Genomic DNA, 19,007 nt, shown 5'->3' on the forward strand with positions numbered 1-19,007 from the left:
CACCGTACCGGCGGGGTGTGACGGTCCGTATCGGGCCGGGGACGGCTACCGCTTAGGGCTCAGGACGTAGGTCGAAATCCCTTGGCCGGTGGGGTCCCGCGCACGAGGCGGTGCGCGGTGTCGCGTTCCTACGTTGGTGGCACCGACGCGGAACAGCGGAACAAGCGGAACAGCGGAACAAGGGGATGGACATCATGCCGGTAGCGGTGATCACTGGGGCTTCGAAGGGCTTGGGGCGTGCGCTCGCGGCGGCCCTCGCCCGGCAGGGCTGGGATCTGGCGCTGGGGGCCAGAACCGCGAGCGTCCTGGAGGAGAGCGCGCGTCATATCCGCGCGGCGTACGGGACGCGCGTGGTGGCGGTGGTGGGGGATGTCACCGATGCCGGGCACCACAAGGAGCTGGTGGCCGCGGCCCGTGAGCTCGGTGGTCTCGACCTGCTGGTGAGCAACGCGAGCGCGCTGGGGGCCGAGCCGCTGGTGCGGCTGGACGCGCTGCCGCTGGAGGGGCTGCGGGCGGCGCTGGAGACCAATGTGGTCGCCGCGCTCGGACTCGTACAGGAGGCGCTGCCGCTGCTGCGGGCGTCGGGGGCGGGCACGGTGATCGCGGTCAGCTCGGACGCGGCGGCGGAGGCGTACGAGACCTGGGGCGGCTACGGAGCCTCGAAGGCGGCGCTCGACCATCTCGCGGCGGTCCTCGCCGTCGAGGAGCCGGAGCTGCGGGTGTGGACGGTGGACCCGGGCGATATGCAGACGGATCTGTACGCGGCCGCGGTACCGGGCGACGACGACCCGCGACCGGCGCCGGAAACGGTGGCGCCGGGCTTCCTCCGGCTGCTGGAACAGCGACCCGTCAGCGGTCGGTACGCGGCGCCCTCGCTGCTGGATGCGCGATGAAGGTGCTGGAGTCGCTGTGGGTGCCCGAGGAGCTGTCGGCCAGGGTGCCTGCCGAGGAGCGCGGATCGGGTCGGGACGACGTACGGCTGATGGTCTCCCGCGGGACGGAGGTGTCCCACCACGCCTTCCGTGACCTTCCCGGGCAGCTGCGGGCCGGGGACGTGCTGGTGGTCAATACGTCGGCCACGCTGCCCGCCGCCGTCAATGGGCGGGTCGGCGGCGAGGCGGTCGTCGTGCACTTCTCGACGCGCGGGGACGACGGGCGGTGGGCGGTGGAGCTGCGCCGCCCGGACGGCGCGGGCAGCACTCTGCCGCGCGCCGGCGGGCCGGTCGGTGCGGTCGTACGGCTTCCCGGGGGCAAGCAGCTCGTACTGGAGACGCCGCTCACGCCGGGCGCCGACCGGTTGTGGTGGGCGTCGGTGTCGGTGGATGTGCCGGAGTTGCTGCATCGGTACGGCAGGCCGATCCGGTACCGGTACACGACTGGGGACCAGCCCCTGGCCGCGTATCAGACGGTCTTCGCGCTCCCCTCCCCCGACGGGGCGGGATCGGCGGAGATGCCGAGCGCCGCGCGTCCCTTCACGACGCGGCTGGTGGCGGCGCTGGTGAGCCGGGGCGTGCAGTTCGCACCTATCACTCTGCATACGGGGGTGGCGTCGGCGGAGGCACACGAGCCGCCGTACCCGGAGCGTTTCGAGGTGCCGGCGACGACGGCGTGGCTGGTCAATGCCGCGCGGGCGGGCGGCGGGCGGATCGTGGCGGTCGGTACGACGGCGGTCCGCGCCCTGGAGTCGGCGGCGGGTCCGGACGGAGTCGTGCGGGCTGCCTCGGGGTGGACCGATCTGGTCATCACGCCTGGGCGCGGCGTGCATGCGGTGGACGGGCTGCTGACCGGGCTGCACGAGCCGGAGGCCTCGCATCTGCTGATGCTGGAGGCGATCGCCGGGCAGGCGGCACTGTGCCGCAGCTATACCGAGGCAGTGCGCCGTCTCTACCTGTGGCACGAGTTCGGCGACGTCCACCTCATACTCCCCGCCGAAGACCCTCACTCTTCGCATTGCTGAAGCAACGCATGGTGAGATCGACAGGTGCTCGATGTGAGCCCGGGCATAGGGCGTAGGTCACTTACGAACGCCTCTAGTAGGCACAAAAGGGGCATCTCACCCGGTAATCGGTAATGAGTGGGAAAAAGGCGTCATCGCGACGCCCTGATCCACTATCGCGGGTCGTACGTCACACCTTTGCCACAACATTTTGCTGCCGCTAAGAATTGCTCCCGTCGCCGCCGAGGAGCGCAGCGCCGCACCCGGCCTGATGCGACTTCCGCTATTCGAAGAGGTACGTCTGTATGTCCGCGTTCAGCACCCGCCTGACCAAGACCAACAAGGTCTCGATCGCCGGTATCGCCGCCGCTGCCGTCGCCGCCCTCACGTTCTCCCTCGTCCCGGGTAACGCCTCCGCCACCCAGACCGAGGCCCTCGCCACCGCCCCCGTGGCATGGAGCGCCGGGACCACCGCCGCGCAGACGACCGCTGTCCACGCGAGCATCGTCAAGCAGCAGACGGTTGTCGCCGCCAAGGCGGACGCTGCCGCCAAGGCCAAGGCCGCGACTGCCGCCAAGGCCAAGGCCGAGGCCGAGGCCGCTGCCAAGAAGAAGGCGGCCCAGGCCGACGCCAAGAAGCGTGCGAAGCAGCAGGCCGCCAGCCGCGGTGCCGCCCGCAAGCCGATCTACGCCAACAACCTTGACGGCTGGATCCGCGAGTCGCTCGACATCATGAAGAAGCACAAGATCCCCGGCACGTACGAGGGTCTGCACCGCAACATCATGCGTGAGTCCAGCGGCAACCCGAAGGCCATCAACGGCTGGGACATCAACGCGATCAACGGTGTTCCGTCGATCGGCCTGCTGCAGGTCATCAAGCCGACGTTCGACGCGTACCACGTCGCCGGTACGGCGCACAGCCAGTACGACCCGGTCGCCAACATCACGGCCGCGGCCAACTACGCCGCCGACAAGTACGGCACGATCGACAACGTCGACAGCGCCTACTGAGCCGCTCCGGGCGGTCCGACAGCTACGCCGAAGGGCGGCACCCCACAGGGGGTGCCGCCCTCGGCGCGTACACGGACAGATGCGCAGACGCGTTACTTGCGCATGACCTCCGGCTCGTGGCGGCGCAGCAGTCGCGCGACCGCGACGCCGCAGATGACGCCGATGGCGAGCAGGATCGTGATGTTCAGGCCCCACTGGCCCGCCGAGTGCTCCCACAGCGGATCAAGGTCGGTGGGCTTGTTCGGGTCCCACGGCGGCATCAGATGTGACAGGTCGAGCGTCGCGCCCGCGCCTGCGATGGCCCACCGGGACGGCATCAGCCAGGCGAACTGCTCCAGGCCGGGCGAACCGTAGACCTGGAAGAGGATGCCGGTGAAGACGACCTGGACTATGGCGAACATGACCAGCAGCGGCATGGTCTTCTCGGCGGTCTTCACCAGCGAGGAGATGACCAGGCCGAACATCATCGAGGTGAAGCCCAGCGCGATGACGACGAGGCAGATCTCGACGGCCGGAGGCATGATCAGGCCCTCTGCGGGCAGGTCGCGGGTGGCGAAGCCGATGCCGCAGATGATGACGCCCTGGATGGCCGTGATCACGCCGAGGACGATCACCTTGGACATCAGATACGCCGAGCGGGCCAGGCCGGTGGCCCGTTCCCGTTCGTAGATGACCCGTTCCTTGATCAGTTCTCGTACGGAGTTGGCCGCGCCGGAGAAGCACATGCCGACCGCGAGGATCAGCATGATCGTGCCGGCGTCGCCGTTGAACCTGCTCGGCGGCGTGGGCGGCGCGAGGCCGAACTTCGCCGGAATGACAACGCTGACCAGGCCCAGGACCGCGGGCAGGATCACCATCAGGCCGAGGAAGCCCTTGTCGGACGCGATGACCGAGGAGTAGCGGCGGATCAGCGTCCACAGCTGGGAGCCCCAGCTCTGCGGCTTCGGCGGGCGCATCTGCTGCGGCGGCGGCATGTGCACCGACTGCGCGGCGACGGCGTCGATGTCCGCGGCGTACATCTGGTAGTGCTGCGAACCGCGCCAGCGGCCCGCCCAGTCGTAGTCACGGTAGTTCTCGAACGCGGAGAAGACGTCGGCCCAGGTGGTGTAGCCGAAGAAGTTGAGCGCTTCCTCCGGCGGGCCGAAGTACGCCACCGAGCCGCCGGGGGCCATGACGAGGAGCTTGTCGCAGAGCGCGAGCTCGGCCACCGAGTGGGTGACCACCAGGACCGTACGGCCGTCGTCGGCGAGGCCACGGAGCAGCTGCATGACATCGCGGTCCATGCCCGGGTCGAGGCCCGACGTCGGCTCGTCCAGGAAGATCAGCGACGGCTTGGTCAGCAGCTCGAGGGCGACCGAGACACGCTTGCGCTGGCCACCGGAGAGCGAAGTGACCTTCTTCTCCTTGTGGATGTCGAGCTTGAGCTCACGCAGCACCTCGTCGATACGGGCCTCGCGCTCGGCCTCGGCGGTGTCACCGGGGAAGCGGAGCTTGGCCGCGTACTTGAGCGCCTTACGGACGGTGAGCTCCTTGTGCAGGATGTCGTCCTGCGGAACCAGACCGATGCGCTGGCGCAGTTCGGCGAACTGCTTGTAGAGGCTGCGGTTGTCGTAGAGGACGTCGCCCTGGTTGGCGGGCCGGTAGCCGGTGAGCGCCTTGAGCAGGGTGGACTTGCCGGATCCCGAGGGGCCGATGACGCCGATCAGCGACTTCTCCGGTACGCCGAAGGAGACGTCACGCAGGATCTGCTTGCCGCCGTCGACCGTCACCGTCAGATGACGTGCGGAGAAGGAGACCTCGCCGGTGTCGACGAACTCCTCGAGCCGGTCGCCGACGAGGCGGAACGTCGAGTGGCCGACGCCGACGATGTCGTTCGGGCCGATGAGTACGGTGCCGGACTTGGCGATCGGCTGACCGTTGACATATGTGCCGTTGTGGGATCCGAGGTCGCGGATCTCGAAGCGGCCGTCGGGAGTGGCCACGAACTCGGCGTGGTTGCGCGAGACCTGGAGGTCGGAGACGACCAGTTCGTTCTCGAGCGCACGACCGATACGCATCACCCGGCCGAGGGCCAGCTGATGGAACGTGGTCGGGCTGCGGTCCCCGTACACCGGCGGGGCCCCCGCGGCACCGCCCGCGCCGCCGGGTCCCTGCTGGTGCGGGACCTGCGCCTGAGGTGGCTGCTGCTGCCAGCCCTGCTGCGGCTGCTGAGCCGGAGCCTGCTGCTGCCAGCCCTGCTGCGGCTGCTGAGCCGGAGCCTGCTGCTGCCAGCCCTGCTGCGGCTGCTGGGCCGGGGCCTGTTGGGCCGGGACCTGCTGCTTGACCGCCTGCTGTTGGGGCGCGGCTCCCTGGGCGCTGTACCCGCTCGCGCCGGCTCCGGAGAGGTTCAGCCGGGGGCCGTCGGTCGCATTGCCCAGATGTACCGCCGAGCCGGGGCCGATCTCCATCTGATGGATCCGCTGGCCCTGCACGTATGTGCCGTTGGTGCTGCCGTGGTCCTCAATCACCCAACTGCGGCCGCCCCAGCTGATGCTGGCGTGCCGCCACGAGACCCTGGCGTCGTCGATCACCAGGTCGCCCTGCGGATCACGTCCGAGGGTGTATGACCTGGACGGATCGAGGGTCCAGGTCCTTCCGTTCAATTCCAGTACGAGTTCCGGCACTCCATGCCCCACTAGTTGTCCCCCGAGTTACCCCCATCGCAGGGAGTCTAGGGATGGCGAACATCGTGAGGAACTATTTCAGGCCCGATCCCGTATCCGAAAGTCGGGCCATGTGAAGACCGCCTTCGGGCGGGCCGTTGACGGAGGAGAAACACCCACGGAGAGTGGTAACCGCCCATGAGTGCGTACGGATCATGCGCGACCGGGGGCAACTGGGGCAAACCCAGAGGGATCGGGGGGTCCGGATGGACGCGAACGGCAGTGGCGACCGGGTGCGTTGGGGCGATGTGCTGCTGGCGTCGATCGCCGCGGTGAGCTGGGCACTGGTCGGGATGGCGGGTGCCGCGGCGCTCGGACTTCACCTGCTGGGTGCGGATTCGGCGGCGGCGCTCGGGCCGATGACGGCGGCCGTCGTGGTGCTCGCGGTGGGCGGATCGGTCACGCCGACAGGCGATGTGTCCGCGTTCGGCCTGGAAGGTGCGCAGGCGCAGACCGCCGTCGACATCACGCCACTCGGGGTGGGCCTCTTCGGGGCGTTGTTCCTTGCGTACTTCTTCCTACGCTCGCTGCGTGGTGCGGGACCGTACATCTCGGGGACCGAACTCGCCGCGCGGGTGGGCGGGGTGGTGCTCCTCTTCGTCGCGACGGTCGGCGGCTTGGCGTGGGCAGGTCACGACGTCATCACGATCGACGGGGCGAAGCTGGGACTCAACCTCGACAAGGTGCCGGGCGTGGGCGGTGACGGAGGCGGAATCGAAGTACCGGGCCTCGGCGACATCGGCGACATCGGAGGGCCGCTGCCCGACCGGCTCGGGGATCTGGTGGACGCCAAGGCGGCGGTGGGATTCAGCGTGAACACCGCGGATTCGCTGGCGGGCGCGCTGTTCTGGGTGCTCGGCGTGCTGGCGGTCGCGCTCCTCGCGTCACGGCGTACGCCACTGCCGCGCGGGGCGGCGTGGGCGGCACTGCGGCGGACGGTACGGCCGGCCGCGTCCGCGCTGGCGAATGTGCTGCTCGTCGCGGTCATCGCGGGGTACGCGGCGGCGGCATACGCGGCGATCGGCGACGACCACCCGAAACGGATCGCGGGCGCGGCGCTGCTCGGGGCGCCGAACGGGGTGTGGCTGGGGATACCGCTGGGGCTGTTCGTGCCGTGGGACGGCGAGGCGAAGGGCGAGCTGGCGAAGCTGCTGCCCGATCCGCTGGACGAACTGCTGCGGGTCTCGGCGGACGAGCCTGCCACGGTCGGCAGGCTGGCGGAGCTGGACGGACGGGTGTGGCTGCTGGCGGTCGCGGCGGCCGTGACAATGCTGTGCGCGGGGGTCCTGGCGGCGTCGCGCACGCCGGTGGGCGGCCTGGGTGCGGCGGGGTTCGCGGGGCGCTGTGCGGTACGGCTGGGCGGAGTGACGGCGCTGACGCTGCCGCTGCTCGTTTGGCTGACGGATGTCTCGGCGGACGCGTCGCTGTCGGTGCTGGGCCTCGACGCGTTCGGCGCCGGGATCGAGCTGCACGGGCAGCTGGGGATGGCGCTGCTGCTCGGGGCGGCGTGGGGTGCGGCGACGGGCGGGGCGGGTGCGCTGCTGGTGTACGCGACGCAGGGCGGTGGCCGGGCCGAGTTTCCGGAGCCGGAGCAGGTCCGGGGGCCGGAGCTCCCGGGGCCGTACCGGCCGATGGCGCCGTACCGGCCCTCGAACGAGGACACGAACCCGTATCTGCGCCCGCCGCCCGGGATCCACGGTGCGCCGACGATGCTGGGGCCGGTACCCCCGCCGCCGCCACCGCCGCGCTACGGCGCCCCCGCCGACCCCGAGGAGGGCCCGCCGCCGCCGGGCACCCCGAGCAGCGGCCGCTGAGCCGGGGTGCGCTTGTCCGCCACTCGGGACGCGCCGTCTCGGCGCGGCGTCCGCCAGATACGGTGGAGGCACCATGAGCGCACCGCAGAACTCCGACGTCCCCACCCTTCTCGTCAAGATCTTCGGGAAGGACCGTCCCGGGATCACCGCCGGGCTCTTCGACACCCTCGCCGCCTACTCCGTCGACGTGGTCGACATCGAGCAGGTCGTCTCCCGTGGCCGCCTCGTCCTGTGCGCCCTGGTCACCGCACCGACCGCCGGCGGGACCACCGAAGGCGAGCTGCGGGCCACCGTGCACAGCTGGGCCGAATCGCTGAAGCTGCAGGCCGAGATCATCTCCGGCACCGGCGACAACCGGCCGCGCGGCAGCGGCCGTTCTCACGTCACCGTGCTCGGACATCCGCTCACTGCGGAGTCGACCGCCGCCATAACGGCCAGAATCGCTGCCATCGGCGGCAACATCGACCGTATCTTCCGGCTCGCCAAGTATCCGGTCACCGCGGTGGAGTTCGCGGTGTCCGGTACGGAGACGGAGCCGCTGCGTACCGCGCTGGCGACCGAGGCCGCCGGGATCGGCGTCGATGTGGCGGTCGTGTCGGCCGGACTGCACCGCCGGGCCCAGCGTCTGGTCGTCATGGATGTGGACTCGACACTCATCCAGGACGAGGTCATCGAGCTGTTCGCCGCGCACGCCGGCTGCGAGGACAAGGTCGCCGAGGTCACCGCCGCCGCAATGCGTGGGGAGCTGGACTTCGAGCAGTCCCTGCACGCGCGCGTGGCGCTGCTGGCAGGGCTCGACGCGTCCGTCGTGGACAAGGTCCGCGCGGAGGTCAGGATGACCCCCGGCGCCCTGACTCTGATCCGTACGCTCAAGCGGCTCGGCTACCAAGTCGGCGTCGTGTCGGGCGGGTTCACGCAGGTCACCGATGACCTCAAGGTCCGGCTCGGGCTCGACTTCGCCTCGGCGAACACGCTGGAGATCGTGGACGGGAAGCTCACCGGCCGCGTCGTCGGCGAGATCGTGGACCGCGCGGGCAAAGCCAGGCTGCTGCGTCGGTTCGCCGCCGAGGCGGGAGTTCCGCTCGCGCAGACCGTCGCGATCGGCGACGGTGCGAATGATCTGGACATGCTCAACGCCGCCGGGCTCGGCGTTGCCTTCAACGCCAAGCCGGTCGTGCGCCGGGCCGCACACACCGCGGTCAATGTGCCGTTCCTGGACACGGTTCTCTACTTGCTGGGGATCACCCGCGAAGAGGTCGAGGCGGCCGACGGCGAGGGCGAGGAGCACTGACCGACCGACCGGATACGCGGCCGATGTGCGCGACCGCAGTACGCGGCCGATGTGCGAGGCCGATGTGCGAGGCCGATGTGCGAGGCCGATGTGCGAGGCCCCGGCGCGGCATCCGCGCCGGGGCTGGTTCATGGGCCGGGGCTGGTTCACATGCGGGGGGGCCGGCCCCCGCGCAGGGGCCGGCCGACGTGCCGGACAGGGGTCAGTCGTGCGGCGCCCAGTAGTCGAGCAGCGTGCCCACGCCGTGCTCCACGGACTTCCAGGAGCCACTGAAGCCGACGACCGCGTACGCCGCGGTCGGGAAGCCGCTCTGCGTCATCCGTGCCAGCGCGTCACCCTCGACCTTGCCGGCGAGGGCGTCGGCGAGCGCGTGGATCGCGGGGTTGTGGCCGATGACGAGTAGGTCGTTCACCTCGTCCGGAGTCTCGCTGAGCAGCGCGAGAAGATCGCCGAGAGAGGCCTCGTACAGCCGCTCCTCGTACACCGTCCTGGGGCGGTGCGACAGCTCGTGCACCGCCAGCTTCCAGGTCTCGCGGGTCCTGCTCGCGGTCGAGCACAGAGCCAGATCGAAGGCGATACCGGTGTCGGCGAGCCTGCGGCCGGCCACTGAGGCGTCCATACGGCCCCGGTCGGCGAGCGGGCGCTCATGGTCGGACACCTGGGGCCAGTCGGCCTTCGCATGCCGGAGGAGGACGATCCTGCGGGTTTCGGGAGGTCCGGGGGGTGTCCCCCCGGAAGACACAGCGGCGCTCATGCACTCCAGCTTCGCATGAAATGCGCCAGCGGGCGCAGGGTGTTGACCGGCTCCCCCACGAAGGGTGAATCCGTCATCGGGACAGGGTTTGCTGAATGCGGTCGATCAATTGGCCCACTGCCGGGTCGCCGCCCGCGGCGTGCGCCTGGCCCGGATCCGCGATCAGCAGAAGCAGTACGGCGAAGGCGAGCATGGGCAGGACGAGTGCCCACCACGGCAGCCGGATGTCGACGCTGCCCGCGGCCTTGGCGTGGGACCGGGTGTGCGTGTGGGCCGACATGGCCGCCTCCGTAGGTCTGCGGTTTGTTGCTTCAAACCTACGGATCATGGGCTCGTGGGCCCATCCGGTGACCCACCCACTTCACCCTGACCCTGACCCCCTAGGGGTTGGTGGTGCTAGCCCCCCTTTTTTTGTGGCTCGGTTCCCCTCCGGGGCGCCTTGAGCGTCTGCCGACGGTCGATCGTGCTCGACCACTCGTCCCTCTTTTTTGTGGCTCGGTTCGCCTCCGGGGCGCCTTGAGCGTCTGCCGACGGTCGATCGTGCTCGACCACTCGTCCCTCGCGGCCTCCGCGCGTTCTCCCTTTCGGCACCCGCGCGCCCCTTCGGCTCACTCGCCGGAGCTCGCCAGGGCTTGCGGCGGGACAACGACCGTGTCAGGGCGAGGCGATGGACGCGACAACGGCGATCACCACGGTGATGGCGATCATCACGCCGAAGACGTAGAGGAGCTTCTTCTGGCCATTCGGGGGATTCGGGTCGAGCACAGGCATGGAGCCAGTCTCGCACCTCAGCATTCGTCCTCGATCGTCCGGTCCCGGCCGGCCAGGATGCCGACGGCGATCTGCGGCACGATCAGCCCCGCCATCAGCGCGATCGGCAGCTCCCAGCCGCCACTGTGCTGGTAGAGCACGCCCACCAGCAGCGGTCCGGGAATGGAGATCAGATAGCCGGTGGACTGCGCGAAGGCCGACAGCCGTACCACGCCGATGCCGGTCCTCGACCGCATGCCGATCATGGTGAGGGCGAGCGGGAAGGCGCAGTTGGAGATGCCCAGCAGCAGCGCCCAGGCCCAGGCTCCGGCGGCCGGCGCGAAGAACAGGCCCGCGTAGCCGGTCAGTCCGCACAGGCCGAGGGCGACGACGATCGGGCCCTGGGTCCTCATCCGGGTGGCCAGCCGCGGGATGACGAAGGCGAGCGGCACGCCCATCACCATGGTCACGGCGAGCAGCACACCGGCCGTGCCGGCCGGGACCCCCGCGTCACGGAAGATCTGCGGCATCCAGCCCATGGTGATGTACGCGCCGGTGGCCTGGAGGCCGAAGAAACAGCCGAGCGCCCATGCGGTGCGGCTGCGGGTGACCCGTGGGGCCCGGGTGTCCTGGGCCGGTGCCGCCGGAGTGCTCCGCGCGGCCGCGCCGCGGTCGCGGACCAGGCCGATCCAGGGCAGTACGGCGAGGGCGGCGAGGAACGCCCAGATCCCGAGGCCGAACCGCCAACTGCCGCCCAGCGCCTCGGTCATGGGGACGGTGGCAGCCGCGGCGGCAGAGGTGCCGAGCGCCAGCGCCATCGAGTAGAGCCCGGTCATGGAGCCGACGCGGTCGGGGAAGTACCGCTTGATGATCACCGGCATCAGGACGTTGCTGACGGCGATGCCCATGAGGGCGAGCGCGCTGGCGGCGAGGAAGCCGACTGTGCCGCCGGCGAAGGGCCGGATCAGCAGCCCGGTCGCGATGGCGGCCATGCCCGCGCAGACGACGGCCCCGGCGCCGAAGCGCCGGGCCAGCCGCGGTGCCGCGATCCCGAAGAGCGCGAAACAGAGCGGCGGTACGGAGGTGAGGACGCCGGCCACGCTGCCACTCATATGCAGCCCGACCCGGGCCTCTTCGAGGAGCGCGCCGAGGCTGGTGATGGCGGGGCGGAGATTGAGTGCCGCGAGGACGATGCCTGCGATCACGAGCCGGGTGAGCCAGGCCGCGGGCCGCGAGGCCAACGGTTTCACGGCGGTACGGTCGGTGATGGCGGGGCTCAGCGTCTGGGTCTCGTCGGGCATGCGGCCATCATAGAATCATGGGATGATTGGTTGTCCAATCCCGTACGAGTCTTGTGCACAAGGAGCACCATGGCGCTGACCTCTCCCCGGCGTTCCGCACTCTCCGACCAGGTGATCGCCCAGCTGCGGAACCAGATCACCTCGGGCGAGTGGCCGGTAGGTTCCCGGATCCCCACCGAGCCGGAACTGGTCGAGCAGCTGGGCGTGGCCCGCAACACCGTCCGCGAGGCGGTCCGCGCGCTCGCGCACAACGGACTCCTGGACATCCGGCAGGGTTCGGGAACGTATGTCGTGGCGACGAGCGAACTGGCCGGCGTCATGCACCGCCGCTTCGCGGACGCCAACCCCCGGCATATCGCCGAGCTGCGCTCCACTCTCGAGTCCTCCGCCGCCAAGCTGGCCGCCGAGCGGCGTACGGAACGCGATCTCAAGCAGCTGGACACCCTCCTCGCCCGCCGCGAGGAGGCGTGGGCCACGGGCGACGCGGAGCAGTTCGTCGCCGCGGATGCGACATTCCATCAGGCGGTGGTGGCCGCTTCGCACAATGAGGTGCTGACCGAGATCTACGCCGACCTGGGCGATCTGCTGCGGGACTGGCTGCGCGACGACATCGGCCGCGAACTGCGCCCGGAGAACCATATGGACCACGCGCGGATGGTCGAGGCGATCCGCGCGGGCGACGGTGATGCGGCGGCCGCGGAGGCGGCGGGCTACCCGTTCATGTGCCTGCGGAATCCCGCAGGGGCTGGTGGCTGACCCAGACCGTGCTCACCTCCTTCCAGCAGCGGTCGGTGAGCTCTGCGTAGCCGGCCGGGCCTATCTCGACGGGCGCGCTGTCCGCGTCGACGTCCCACCAGCGCTCGCACTCGATGTGCAGCCGGACGCGGTCGGTCTGGGGGTACGGGTTGTGGCAGTAGGCGATGGCCCGGGAGCCGTCGACGACGGTGCGGCAGTCGGCCTTGAAATCCCGCGGCTCGGACTGGGGCTTCGCATCTTCGGGGGGCGACTGGGAAACGGCGGTCGGCGGTGCCCACAGCAGGGCCAGCACCGTCACCGTGGTCAGTACGGAGGCGAAGCACAAGGTCGTACGCACAAGCAGGACCTCCTCGGCCGTACTGCGGCGCGAAATAGCCGCGGCTGCACCACAAGGGGGATTGCCTCTCCAGCGTCGCCTTCCCGGCGGTGCGCCGCGCGCTCCGGGGGCCCGAACGGGCGACGCCCCGCTCCCCGCACAGGGCGGGAAACGGGGCGTCGTTCTCGTACGAGAGGGATTCTCGTACTGAGGGGGTTCTCGTACTGAGGGGTCAGGCACCCATCATGTGCACGCCACCGTCGACATGGACGATCTCGCCGGTCGTGCGCGGGAAGAAGTCCGAGAGCAGACCGACGACACCGCGGCCGGCCGGGTCCGGGTCGGCCAGGTCCCAGCCGATCGGGGCGCGGTGGTTCCACACGTCCGCGAGCTCCTCGAAGCCCGGGATGGACTTCGCGGCAATCGACTTGATCGGGCCGGCCGCAATCAGGTTGCAGCGGACGTTCTTGGCGCCGAGGTCACGGGCGAGGTAGCGGTTGGTCGACTCCAGGGCCGCCTTGGCCACGCCCATCCAGTCGTACTTCGGCCAGGCGATCGTCGCGTCGAAGGTGAGGCCGACGACCGAGCCGCCGCGCTGCATCAGCGGGAGACAGGCCATGGTGAGCGACTTGTAGGAGTACGCCGAGACCTGGACGGCCGTGGAGACGTCTTCCCAGCTCGCTTCGAGGAAGTTGAACGCGCCCTGCGGGCCGAAGGCGATCGAGTGCACGATGCCGTCGAGGCCCGAGTCGTCGGTGGAGTGCTCACGGATCTTGTCCGCGAGGCCGTCCAGGTGCTCCTGGTTGGTGACATCCAGCTCGATGACCGGGGCGGGCTTGGGCAGCCGCTTCGCGATGCGCTCGACGAGTGAGAGCCGGCCGAAGCCGGTGAGGATGACCTCCGCGCCCTCCTCCTGGGCCACCTTGGCGGCGTGGAAGGCGATGGACCCCTCGGTGAGGACGCCTGTGACGAGAATGCGCTTGCCGGCGAGGATTCCACTCATGTGATCAGTGACCCATGCCCAATCCGCCGTCAACGGGGATGACGGCTCCAGTGATGTACGAGGCGTCGTCGGAGGCGAGGAAGCGCACCGTGGCGGCGATCTCCTCCGGCTGCGCATAGCGGCCGAGCGGCACCTGCGAGACGATGCCCGCGCGCTGCTCGTCCGTGAGCACCTTGGTCATGTCGGTGTCGACAAAGCCGGGTGTGACGACGTTGAACGTGATGTTCCGCGAGCCGAGCTCACGGGCGAGGGAGCGGGCGAAGCCGACGAGACCGGCCTTCGATGCGGCGTAGTTCGCCTGCCCCGCCGAGCCCAGCAGACCGACCACGGAGGAGATCAGCACGACGCGGCCCTTCTTGGCCCGCAGCATGGCGCGGTTGGCGCGTTTCACGACCCGGAAGGTGCCGGTGAGGTTGGTGTCGAGGACGGTGGTGAAGTCATCCTCGGACATCCGCATCAGGAGCTGGTCCTTGGTGACACCGGCGTTGGCGACCAGCACCTCCACCGGACCGTGCTTCTCCTCGATCTCCTTGTAGGCCTGCTCCACCTGCTCGGTGTCGGTGATGTCGCACTTGACGGCGAGGAAGCCGGCCGGCGGCTCGCCGGAGCGGTACGTGATCGCGACCTTGTCGCCGGCTTCGGCGAACGCGCGGGCGATGGCGAGGCCGATGCCCCGGTTTCCTCCGGTGACGAGAACCGAGCGGCTCAACGGATCACCCTTTCGATAGCGGTCTGGTACCTCGAAAACCTATCGGTCCCGCCTGCATTACGGAGAATCGGGCCCTGACAGCGCCGTACTGCAGTCACTGTCGGGTCCCTACAGAATTGCCGAGCCGCGGCTTTGCACGAGCCGTCGCGCGAGCTCGTCGATCCGGGCCTTCGGCCCCGGCTACGGCAGGCCGATTCATTCGCCCCGGCCGGCCCTGCACGCGGTGTACGGAACGGATGGGGGACACCGGCCCCCCCCGGGTACTCCCCATTCGTCAGGCGACGGCCACCGGGGTGGTGGGCGCCACCGCGCCGTTGTCGATGACGAGCAGCAGGTCGCCCACGGTCGCGTCCCTGCCGAGCCCCAATTCCGAGACGGGCCGTGAACCAGGGATCTCACGTGCGCTGACAGGAGGGAGATACAGCTCGTTCTCTCTCCCCTGGAAGGCGAGGATCACCCATGTCTCGTCGCGTCCTATGCGTGAGGCCACGGTGTCAAGACGGTCGGGAAGCACAGCGCAGACCACGGTGAGCCGTTGATGTTCGGCTCGGGGGAAGGCCGAAATCATCTCCAGGACGCCGGGGGCGGAGAGGGTGCCTTCCAGCAGTTGCGCGACGGCGGCTCGGTCTGCCGAACGGTCGTCGTCCTGCACCGCATGGACGAACCGCACGATCGGCAGACCGTCGTCGAGCACCTGCCGCCAGCGCGACAGCATGAAGTCGATGTGCAGGGCGTCCTCGCGGGCCGCTCCTACGTCACCGACCTTCTCGCCGATCGCCGCCAGCCAGGCGTTGACCTCTGCCCAGCGCCAGACGAGGGAGCGGCCGACCGTACCCTCGGGCTCCGGGAACGCCGGGGCGTCATGACGCCGCTCGCCGTTCACCCACTGCAGGACGTTCTGCCGGCTGCGGCCGGCCCGCTCGGCGATGTCCGATACGCCGACCAGGTCCGGGTCGAGCCGGAGCAGACGCAGCTGGGGCAGCTCCTCGTGCAGCCGTACGACCAGACGGTGCGCCGCGTCAATGGCACTGTCCCCGCTTTCCGACACATCCAGGAGATGCTTGCCCCGGTGAAGGGTGAGCAGCCCGTCGAACTCGTCGAAGATGACGCCGACCGCCACGTCATCGTCCACGCTGATGCCGTCCACGACGAAGACAAACTCGGCAACGAGCCGCTTGAGGACTTCGCGGATCTCTTTGTGCTGGTGATCCGCCGGTGACACTTCGCGCCCGACCATCCACCATCTCCCCAACGCTCACGGCGGTACCGGGAGTTGACTGTCAACTCCGCGTGACCGAGAGACCACCCCTGGGGTACGACAATCGGCGAAATCGCACGTCGATGCGGCATTTGAGACCTCGGGTCGGTCATTCGCGGTCAGCGGTCACGCGGGAGGAGGCAGCGGATCTGCTTGCCGACGGGTGTCGGCCGTGACGTCCCAGCCGGGCGCGAGCAGATCCATGAGCGGGAGCCCACAGCCGGACTCGGCAGTGGTGGCGTCGAGTTGGACGCCAGTGCGGCGTGATGCGAGTGTTTCGCGGTTCCTGGACTACTTGGCGAGCTCCACCTGGTGGGGATCCGGTGCGCAGCGCCGCCTGTGCTCATGAGGTAGTTACCGCGATTTCCGGTTCGGAGCCGGGTGGGAGGCGTGCTTCACTTCCGCGTAGTGATCCGAGGCCGTGAGAAGGGGAGGCCGCTTGTGGCCCATGACATCGATCAGACGTTCACCGCGCTGCCGCTGCGGGCCCTCGCCGACGCGGCACTCGCGCGGGCGCGTGCGCTCGGCGCCGAGCACGCCGATTTCCGCTTCGAGCGCGTGCGCAGTGCGGCGTGGCGGCTGCGCGACGCCAAGCCCGCCGGTTCATCGGACACCACGGACCTGGGGTACGCGGTGCGGGTCGTCCACGGCGGTGCCTGGGGCTTCGCCTCAGGGGTCGATATGACGATGGACGCGGCCGCCAGGGTCGCCGGCCAGGCGGTCGCGATGGCGAAGCTCTCGGCGCAGGTGATCGCGGCGGCGGGCTCCGACGAGCGGGTGGAGCTGGCGGACGAGCCGGTGCACGCGGAGCGGACCTGGGTCTCCGCGTACGAGATCAACCCGTTCGAGGTGCCCGACGAGGAGAAGACGGGGCTGCTCGCGGAGTGGAGCGCGCGGCTGCTGCGGGCGGACGGCGTTGCGCATGTGGACGCCTCGCTGCTCACGGTCCAGGAGAACAAGTTCTACGCGGACACGGCGGGCACCGTCACCACGCAGCAGCGGGTGCGGCTGCATCCGCAGCTCACGGCCGTCGCCGTCGACGAGACGACCGGCGAGTTCGACTCGATGCGCACGATCGCGCCGCCGGTGGGGCGCGGCTGGGAGTATCTGACCGGCGCGGGCTGGGACTGGGAGTCCGAGCTGGAGCAGATCCCGGCGCTGCTGGCCGAGAAGATGCGCGCGCCGAGCGTCGAGGCGGGACGCTACGACCTGGTGGTCGACCCGTCGAATCTCTGGCTGACCATCCATGAGTCGATCGGCCATGCCACCGAGCTGGACCGGGCGCTGGGGTACGAGGCGGCGTACGCCGGGACGTCCTTCGCCACCTTCGACAAGCTGGGGAAGCTGGCGTACGGCTCCTCGATCATGAATGTGACGGGCGACCGGACCGCCGAGCACGGTCTCGCCACGGTGGGCTTCGACGACGAGGGCGTCGAGGCGCAGTCGTGGAACCTCGTCAAGGACGGCACGCTGGTGGGTTACCAGCTGGACAGGCGGATCGCGAAACTGACGGGTCTCGGCCGGTCCAACGGCTGCGCCTACGCGGACTCCCCGGGCCATGTGCCGGTGCAGCGGATGGCGAACGTGTCACTGCAGCCGGAGCCGGGCGGCCTGTCGACGGAGGATCTGATCGGCGGGGTGGAGCGCGGCATCTATGTGGTCGGCGACCGGTCGTGGTCGATCGACATGCAGCGCTACAACTTCCAGTTCACCGGGCAGCGCTTCTTCCGTATCGAGAACGGCAGGCTGGCCGGTCAGCTGCGCGATGTCGCGTACCAGGCGACGACGACGGACTTCTGGGGCTCGATGGAGAAGGTGGGCGGCCCGCAGACGTACGTCCTGGGCGGCGCCTTCAACTGCGGGAAGGCCCAGCCGGGCCAGGTCGCGGCGGTCTCCCACGGCTGCCCGTCCGCGCTGTTCCGCGGCGTCAACATCCTCAACACGACGCAGGAGGCCGGTCGATGAGCCGCAACAGCAAGCCGCACGAGACGGTCGAGCGGGCACTGGAGCTGTCCACCGCCGACAGCTGTGTCGTCATCGCCGACGAGCATTCCTCCGCCAATCTGCGCTGGGCCCGCAACGCCCTGACCACCAACGGTGTGACCCGCGGCCGCACCCTCACCGTCATCGCGACCGTCGACGGCGCCGAGGGCACCGCCTCCGGTGTCGTGTCGCGGTCCGCCGTCACCGCTGCCGATCTTGAGCCGCTGGTGCGGGCCGCGGAGGCCGCCGCACGCGCAGCCGGGCCCGCCGAGGACGCCCAGCCCCTCGTCGAAGGGGTCCCGGCCTCCCCGGACTTCACGGACGCGCCCCTCGAGACGTCCTCGGCCATCTTCGCGGACTTCGCGCCCGCGCTGGGCGAGGCCTTCGCCCGCGCCAAGGCCGGTGAGCGTGAGCTCTACGGCTTCGCCAACCATGAGCTGAGCTCCACCTACCTCGGTACGTCGACCGGGCTGCGGCTGCGGCACGACCAGCCGAACGGGACGCTGGAGCTCAACGCCAAGTCCCCGGACCGCGCCCGTTCCGCCTGGGCGGGCCGTTCGACGCGGGACTTCAAGGACGTGGACCCGGCGCAGCTGGACGCGGAGCTCGCGCAGCGCCTCGGCTGGGCTCAGCGCCGAATCGAGCTGCCCGCCGGGCGGTACGAGACGCTGCTGCCGCCCACCGCCGTGGCCGATCTGCTGATCTACCAGCTGTGGTCGTCGACGGCGCGGGACGCGGTGGAGGGCCGTACGGTCTTCTCCAAGCCGGGCGGCGGCACCCGCGTCGGCGAGAAGCTGTCCGATCTTCCGCTCACTCTGCGCAGCGATCCGAACGAGCCGGGCCTGGAGTCCGCGCCCTTCGTGATCGCGCACTCCTCCGGCGACGACGCCTCGGTCTTCGACAACGGCCTGCCGCTGTCGAGCACCGACTGGGTACGCGACGGAAAGCTGGAGCACCTGGTCACCACCCGGCACAGCGCCGGTCTGACGGGCCTGCCGGTCGCGCCCGGCGCCGGCAATCTGATCCTGGACGGCGGCGGTGAGCGTTCGCTGGACGAGATGGTGTCCGCGACGGCCCGCGGGCTGCTGCTGACCTGCCTCTGGTATATCCGCGAGGTCGACCCGGCGACGCTGCTGCTGACCGGTCTCACCCGGGACGGCGTCTATCTCGTGGAGAACGGCGAGGTCGTCGGCGAGGTCAACAACTTCCGCTTCAACGAGTCGCCGGTCGACCTGCTGTCGCGGGCCACCGAGGCCGGCCGCACCGAGAAGACGCTGCCGCGCGAGTGGGGCGACTGGTTCACCCGGGCCGCGATGCCCGCGCTCCGGGTCCCGGATTTCAATATGAGTTCGGTCAGCCAGGGCGTATAACCTCGGAGGAGTCTGTATGCACAGACGTTCCCCCAGCACACCGAAGGAGACGCG

At 69.9% G+C, this 19,007-nt stretch carries 17 protein-coding genes; 8 read left to right on the forward strand and 9 right to left on the reverse strand.

Annotation, left to right across the window (positions count from 1 at the left end):
• The first annotated feature begins 194 nt into the window (after positions 1 to 194).
• From OG735_RS09745 to OG735_RS09755, 3 genes are all read left to right on the forward strand, one after another.
• A complete protein-coding gene (locus tag OG735_RS09745) occupies positions 195 to 893 on the forward strand; it encodes an SDR family NAD(P)-dependent oxidoreductase (RefSeq protein ID WP_327322732.1) in 699 nt (232 codons plus the stop codon).
• Positions 890 to 1,957, forward strand: coding sequence for an S-adenosylmethionine:tRNA ribosyltransferase-isomerase (locus tag OG735_RS09750; protein WP_327322733.1), 1,068 nt, complete (start codon positions 890 to 892; stop codon positions 1,955 to 1,957). The genes OG735_RS09745 and OG735_RS09750 overlap by 4 nt, the downstream gene beginning before the upstream one ends.
• Positions 1,958 to 2,241: 284 nt before the next feature.
• Positions 2,242 to 2,946: a transglycosylase SLT domain-containing protein gene (locus OG735_RS09755; protein ID WP_327322734.1), complete on the forward strand. Its 705-nt coding sequence runs from the start codon at positions 2,242 to 2,244 to the stop codon at positions 2,944 to 2,946.
• 92 nt (positions 2,947 to 3,038) lie between these two features.
• Here OG735_RS09755 and OG735_RS09760 read toward each other — a convergent pair whose 3' ends face one another.
• Complete coding sequence (locus OG735_RS09760) at positions 3,039 to 5,621, reverse strand: ABC transporter ATP-binding protein/permease (RefSeq protein WP_327322735.1); 2,583 nt, start codon at positions 5,619 to 5,621, stop codon at positions 3,039 to 3,041.
• Between the two features lie 233 nt (positions 5,622 to 5,854).
• On the opposite strand from OG735_RS09760, the gene OG735_RS09765 reads away from it, so the two are divergent.
• Complete coding sequence (locus OG735_RS09765) at positions 5,855 to 7,462, forward strand: streptophobe family protein (RefSeq protein ID WP_327322736.1); 1,608 nt, start codon at positions 5,855 to 5,857, stop codon at positions 7,460 to 7,462.
• Between the two features lie 73 nt (positions 7,463 to 7,535).
• A complete protein-coding gene (gene serB, locus OG735_RS09770) occupies positions 7,536 to 8,753 on the forward strand; it encodes a phosphoserine phosphatase SerB (protein ID WP_327322737.1) in 1,218 nt (405 codons plus the stop codon).
• Between the two features lie 202 nt (positions 8,754 to 8,955).
• Here serB and OG735_RS09775 read toward each other — a convergent pair whose 3' ends face one another.
• From OG735_RS09775 to OG735_RS09790, 4 genes are all read right to left on the reverse strand, one after another.
• Positions 8,956 to 9,507, reverse strand: coding sequence for a SixA phosphatase family protein (locus OG735_RS09775; protein WP_327322738.1), 552 nt, complete (start codon positions 9,505 to 9,507; stop codon positions 8,956 to 8,958).
• A 73-nt stretch (positions 9,508 to 9,580) separates the two neighbouring features.
• The gene (locus OG735_RS09780; protein WP_327322739.1) at positions 9,581 to 9,787 is read right to left on the reverse strand and encodes a hypothetical protein; all 207 of its coding nucleotides are present in this window, start codon (positions 9,785 to 9,787) and stop codon (positions 9,581 to 9,583) included.
• A gap of 374 nt (positions 9,788 to 10,161) precedes the next feature.
• A complete protein-coding gene (locus OG735_RS09785; protein WP_327322740.1) occupies positions 10,162 to 10,278 on the reverse strand; it encodes an SGM_5486 family transporter-associated protein in 117 nt (38 codons plus the stop codon).
• Positions 10,279 to 10,295: 17 nt separating this feature from the next.
• Positions 10,296 to 11,558: a CynX/NimT family MFS transporter gene (locus tag OG735_RS09790; RefSeq protein WP_327322741.1), complete on the reverse strand. Its 1,263-nt coding sequence runs from the start codon at positions 11,556 to 11,558 to the stop codon at positions 10,296 to 10,298.
• A 69-nt stretch (positions 11,559 to 11,627) separates the two neighbouring features.
• On the opposite strand from OG735_RS09790, the gene OG735_RS09795 reads away from it, so the two are divergent.
• Positions 11,628 to 12,314: a FadR/GntR family transcriptional regulator gene (locus tag OG735_RS09795; RefSeq protein WP_327322742.1), complete on the forward strand. Its 687-nt coding sequence runs from the start codon at positions 11,628 to 11,630 to the stop codon at positions 12,312 to 12,314.
• Here OG735_RS09795 and OG735_RS09800 read toward each other — a convergent pair.
• From OG735_RS09800 to OG735_RS09815, 4 genes are all read right to left on the reverse strand, one after another.
• Positions 12,277 to 12,651 carry a hypothetical protein gene (locus OG735_RS09800; protein ID WP_327322743.1) on the reverse strand — a complete coding sequence of 125 codons (375 nt, stop codon included), beginning with the start codon at positions 12,649 to 12,651 and terminating at the stop codon, positions 12,277 to 12,279. The genes OG735_RS09795 and OG735_RS09800 overlap by 38 nt on opposite strands.
• Before the next feature lie 211 nt (positions 12,652 to 12,862).
• A complete protein-coding gene (fabI, locus tag OG735_RS09805) occupies positions 12,863 to 13,633 on the reverse strand; it encodes an enoyl-ACP reductase FabI (protein ID WP_327322744.1) in 771 nt (256 codons plus the stop codon).
• A gap of 4 nt (positions 13,634 to 13,637) precedes the next feature.
• Positions 13,638 to 14,342 carry a 3-oxoacyl-[acyl-carrier-protein] reductase gene (fabG, locus tag OG735_RS09810; RefSeq protein WP_327322745.1) on the reverse strand — a complete coding sequence of 235 codons (705 nt, stop codon included), beginning with the start codon at positions 14,340 to 14,342 and terminating at the stop codon, positions 13,638 to 13,640.
• Between the two features lie 274 nt (positions 14,343 to 14,616).
• Entirely contained in the window at positions 14,617 to 15,579 is a 963-nt protein-coding gene (locus OG735_RS09815) for a helix-turn-helix transcriptional regulator (RefSeq protein WP_327322746.1), read from the reverse strand.
• A gap of 462 nt (positions 15,580 to 16,041) precedes the next feature.
• Here OG735_RS09815 and OG735_RS09820 point away from each other — a divergent pair, with 462 nt between their 5' ends.
• Entirely contained in the window at positions 16,042 to 17,565 is a 1,524-nt protein-coding gene (locus tag OG735_RS09820; RefSeq protein WP_327322747.1) for a TldD/PmbA family protein, read from the forward strand.
• Positions 17,562 to 18,953: a TldD/PmbA family protein gene (locus OG735_RS09825; RefSeq protein WP_327322748.1), complete on the forward strand. Its 1,392-nt coding sequence runs from the start codon at positions 17,562 to 17,564 to the stop codon at positions 18,951 to 18,953. The genes OG735_RS09820 and OG735_RS09825 overlap by 4 nt, the downstream gene beginning before the upstream one ends.
• Positions 18,954 to 19,007: the final 54 nt, after the last annotated feature.

The sequence above is a fragment of the Streptomyces sp. NBC_01210 genome (assembly GCF_036010325.1).
GTDB lineage: Bacteria > Actinomycetota > Actinomycetes > Streptomycetales > Streptomycetaceae > Streptomyces.